The 4,123-nt window shown below is 74.3% G+C and carries 2 protein-coding genes and 1 pseudogene; 2 read left to right on the top strand and 1 reads right to left on the bottom strand.

Annotation, left to right across the window (positions count from 1 at the left end):
• Positions 1-45: 45 nt before the first annotated feature.
• A complete protein-coding gene (locus tag ACFRMQ_RS38890) occupies positions 46-1,239 on the bottom strand; it encodes an acetyl-CoA C-acetyltransferase (protein WP_380735619.1) in 1,194 nt (397 codons plus the stop codon).
• 243 nt (positions 1,240-1,482) lie between these two features.
• On the opposite strand from ACFRMQ_RS38890, the gene mce reads away from it, so the two are divergent.
• Positions 1,483-1,923, top strand: coding sequence for a methylmalonyl-CoA epimerase (gene mce, locus ACFRMQ_RS38885; protein WP_380735618.1), 441 nt, complete (start codon positions 1,483-1,485; stop codon positions 1,921-1,923).
• A gap of 510 nt (positions 1,924-2,433) precedes the next feature.
• Positions 2,434-4,123, top strand: a pseudogene (locus ACFRMQ_RS38880) (hypothetical protein); the annotation flags it as partial.

Raw genomic sequence — 4,123 nt, 5'->3', positions numbered from 1 at the left:
GACCGCCACCGGCGGTCCGCAGCCCCGAAGTCGGGTCGGAGCCGGTCAGGCCTTCGGAACGCGCACGATCAGGGCGTCGCCCTGGCCGCCGCCGCCGCACAGCGCGGCCGCGCCGACCCCGCCGCCGCGCCGCTGCAGCTCCAGCGCCAGGGACAGCACCACGCGGGCGCCGGACATCCCGATCGGGTGGCCGAGCGCGATGGCGCCGCCGTTGACGTTGACGATGTCCGAGGAGACGCCCAGGTCCTTCATGGACTGGTAGGCGACGGCCGCGAACGCCTCGTTGATCTCGATCAGGTCGAGGTCGGCGACCTCCAGGCCCTCCTTGGAGAGCGCGTGCTTGATCGCGTTGGACGGCTGCGACTGGAGCGAGTTGTCCGGGCCGGCCACGTTGCCGTGCGCCCCGATCTCGGCGATCCAGGTCAGGCCCAGCTCCTCGGCCTTGGCCTTGCTCATCACGACCACGGCGGCGGCGCCGTCGGAGATCGGCGAGGAGCTGCCGGCGGTGATCGTGCCGTCCTTGGTGAAGGCCGGGCGCAGCTTGGCCAGGCCCTCGACGGTGGTGTCCGGGCGGATGCCCTCGTCCTCGCGGAGCAGCACCGGCTCGCCCTTGCGCTGCGGGATGGCGACCGGGACGATCTCGGCCTCGAAGACCCCGTCGGCCTGCGCCTTGGCGGCCCGCTGGTGCGAGGCGGCCGCGATCTCGTCCTGCACCTCGCGCCCGATGCCCAGGCGGATGTTGTGCTTCTCGGTGGACTCGCCCATCGGGATGTTCTCGTAGGCGTCGGTGAGGCCCTCGTGGGCCATCGAGTCGAGCATCGCGATCGCGCCGTACTTGTGGCCCTCGCGGGACTTGGGCAGCAGGTGCGGGGCGTTGGTCATCGACTCCTGGCCGCCGGCCACCACGATGTCGAACTCACCGGCCCGGATCAGCTGGTCGGCCAGCGCGATGGCGTCCAGGCCGGAGAGGCAGACCTTGTTGACGGTCAGCGCCGGGACGCTCATCGGGATGCCGGCCTTGACGGCGGCCTGGCGGGCCGGGATCTGGCCGGTGCCCGCCTGGAGCACCTGCCCCATGATCACGTACTGGACCTGGTCGCCGGTGATCCCGGCCCGCTCCAGTGCCGCCTTGATCGCGACGCCGCCGAGCTCGACACCGGAGAAGCCCTTGAGGGAGCCCAGCATGCGGCCCATCGGGGTCCGCGCACCGGCGACGATCACAGAGGTGGTGTTGGTCATGGGACGGGCCCCTTCGCACGTCGTGGCCAGGTGAGGATGCGCTCAATGTACTGACCTGTTACCCGCCCGTCACCGGAGCGACGGTGTGATCGAGCGCACTGGCACCATCCAGTCAACACCGTGCCGACCCGGTCCGGGTGAACCGCCCGTCGTGTGAGCAGGCTCGCACCCGGGGCTCTGGCGTCGGTCGCGCGCGATGCGCTGCACTGGGTGCACTCTTCTCCCCATCACCCGGAGGTCGCCGTGCTGACCCGAATCGACCACATCGGCATCGCCTGCCGCGACCTCGACAAGACGGTCGAGTTCTACCGCGCCACCTACGGCTTCGAGGTCTTCCACTCCGAGGTCAACGAGGAGCAGGGCGTCCGCGAGGCCATGCTCCGGATCAACGGCACCGACGACGGCGGCGCCTCCTACCTCCAGCTGCTGGAGCCCACCCGGCCCGACTCCACCGTGGCCAAGTGGCTGGAGAAGAACGGCGAGGGCGTGCACCACATCGCCTTCGGCACCGCGGACGTGGACGGCGACTCCGAGGCCATCCGGGACAAGGGTGTCCGGGTCCTCTACGACCAGCCGCGGACCGGCTCGATGGGGTCCCGGATCACCTTCCTGCACCCCAAGGACTGCGGCGGCGTGCTGACCGAGCTGGTCACCTCCGCCCAGCAGGCCCACGACGAGCACTGATCCCCGCCGGGCCCGCCCCGACGGGGGCGGCGCCCCGGCGGCATCCGACGGCCCGTCGGTCATGACCCGTCAGTAACCTGGCGGGGAGAGCCGGAAAACCCCCCTGCGACCATTCCCCCGCAGTGCGCTCCCACTACAATGCCCAGGTGCGCGAAGGCTCCGGGTAACGGAGACGACGGGCACGGCCGAAGACAGGCCCGTCCGCCCGCCGGCGGTCGGCCCGTCGCAAGGGGAGTCCCGGTACGCGGGCACGGCTGAACAGTCGCAAGACGGATCTGTCACCATTCTCCACAAGGCAAGAGTTCGCCCAGGAGTCCACTCGGACGGGGGAACGCGGCACCCCCGCGCTCCCGCGCCCCGGACTCCGACGACCGCGGCGGGCGGCCCCGGCATGACGGGGAGCCGTCCACCGGCTGCGGATGCAAGGAGCCAGTCGGACCGGCCCCGGACAACGGGAGCCCGGAACCGGCCGGGTCGAGGACGCGACCAGGAGATGGATGGGACCGCGGAGTGCGGGGCAACGACCGCTACGAGGCTGACGATCACCTCTCCCAGTTCGAGGCCGAGATGGGCCGGACTCGGAAGGAGCGGGACAAGGCAGTCGAGCATGCCGAGGACCTCGCCTACCAGGTGGAGGTGCTCCGGGCGAAACTGCACGAGTCCCGCCGGATGCTCGCCCAGCCGCGCGCCTTCGACGCCGTCTCCGGCCAGGCGGAGCAGATGCTCCGCACCGCCGAGATGCAGGCCCAGCAGCTGCGCGCCGACGCCGAGCGCCAGCTGCGCGACTCCCAGGCCGCCACCCAGCGGATCATGGCCGAGGCCGCCGAGCGCACCGCCCGGCTGGAGGCCGAGCTCACCGCCCGACGCCGCCAGCTGGAGGACGAGCTCACCGAGCTGCGCCGCTCCGCCGAGCAGCACGTCAACGGCTGGGCCGAGCAGACCCGGGCGGGCTCCGAGCAGGAGGCCCAGCGGCTGCTCCAGGACGCCCGCGCCGAGGCCGAGCGGATGGTCGCCGCCGCCCGCGCCGAGGCCGTCGCCCTCGCCGACCAGGCCCGCGCCCAGACCGCCGCCGACGTGGACGCCGCCCGCGGCGAGGCCCACGCCGCCGCCGAGGCAGCCCTCCAGCGTGCCCAGAACGACGCCGAGCGCCTGCTGCGCGCCGCCTCCGAGCAGGCCCAGCAGGCCGGCGCCCAGGCCGCGGCCGACGTGGACGCCGCCCGCGGCGAGGCCCAGCAGCAGCTGGCCGCCGCGCACGCCGCCGCCGAGGGCCGGCTGACCGCCGCCCAGGCCGAGATCGGCCAGCTCAAGGCACAGGCCGCCGCCGAGCAGGCCCGGGCCGAACAGCAGCTCGCCGCCGCCAAGGCCGAGATAGACCGGCTGCGCGCCGAGGCCATCGCCGAGGCGGAGCGCACCCGCCGCGAGGCCGCCGAGCTGCGCGCCCAGGCCGAGCAGGCCGCCGAACAACTCCAGGCCGACGCCGAGGCCGCCGCCGAGCGCAAGGCCCTGGACGGCGAGGCCGCCAACGAGCAGCGCTCGCAGACCGCCCGGGCCGAGGTCGCCCGGATGGTCGCCCAGGCCACCAAGGAAGCCGGGGCGATCCGCGCCGAGGCCGAGGCCGTCCGCACCGCGGCCGCCACCAAGCAGGCCGAGGCCGACGCCGCCAAGGCCGCCGCGGCCGAGGAGAGCGAGCGGCTGCGGGCCACCGCCGAGTCGGTCGCCACCGAGCTGAGGACCGAGGCCGAGGCGGCGATCGCCGAGCTGCGCGCCCAGACCGAACGGGACGTCGCCGAACTGCGTGCCCAGGCCGAGGCCGACGCCCAGCGGCTGCGCAACCAGGCCGAGGAGGAGGGCCGGGCGGCAGGCGCCAAGGACGCCACCGTCCACCTCGCCAAGGCCGCCAAGACCGCCGAGGAGGTGCTCGGCCGGGCCGACCAAGACGCCGAGACCGCACGCGGTGAGGCCGCCGCCGAGGCCGAACGCATCCGCGCCGAGGCCGCCGCCGAGGCGCAGCGGCTGCGCGAGCAGGCCCAGGCCGCCGTCGAGCAGGCCCAGAACGCCGCCCTGGACGACGCCGCCGCGATCCGCGAGCGGATCGAGCGGATGCAGGACGAGGCGGCCCGGCTGCGCGCCGAGGCCGAGGAGCTGCGCGCCCAGGCCGCCGCCGACGCCGACCGGGTGCGCGGCGAGGCCCGCCGCCAGG

It is taken from the genome of Kitasatospora sp. NPDC056783 (assembly GCF_042789895.1).
Taxonomy (GTDB): domain Bacteria; phylum Actinomycetota; class Actinomycetes; order Streptomycetales; family Streptomycetaceae; genus Kitasatospora.
The sequence above is the reverse complement of the archived record's forward strand: the minus strand, read 5'-3'. Positions and strand labels throughout refer to the sequence as shown.

Coding starts and splice junctions, on each gene's coding strand:
- ACFRMQ_RS38890 (WP_380735619.1), bottom strand. CDS start 1,239: ATGACCAACACCACCTCTGTGATCGTCGCCGGTGCGCGGACCCCGATG.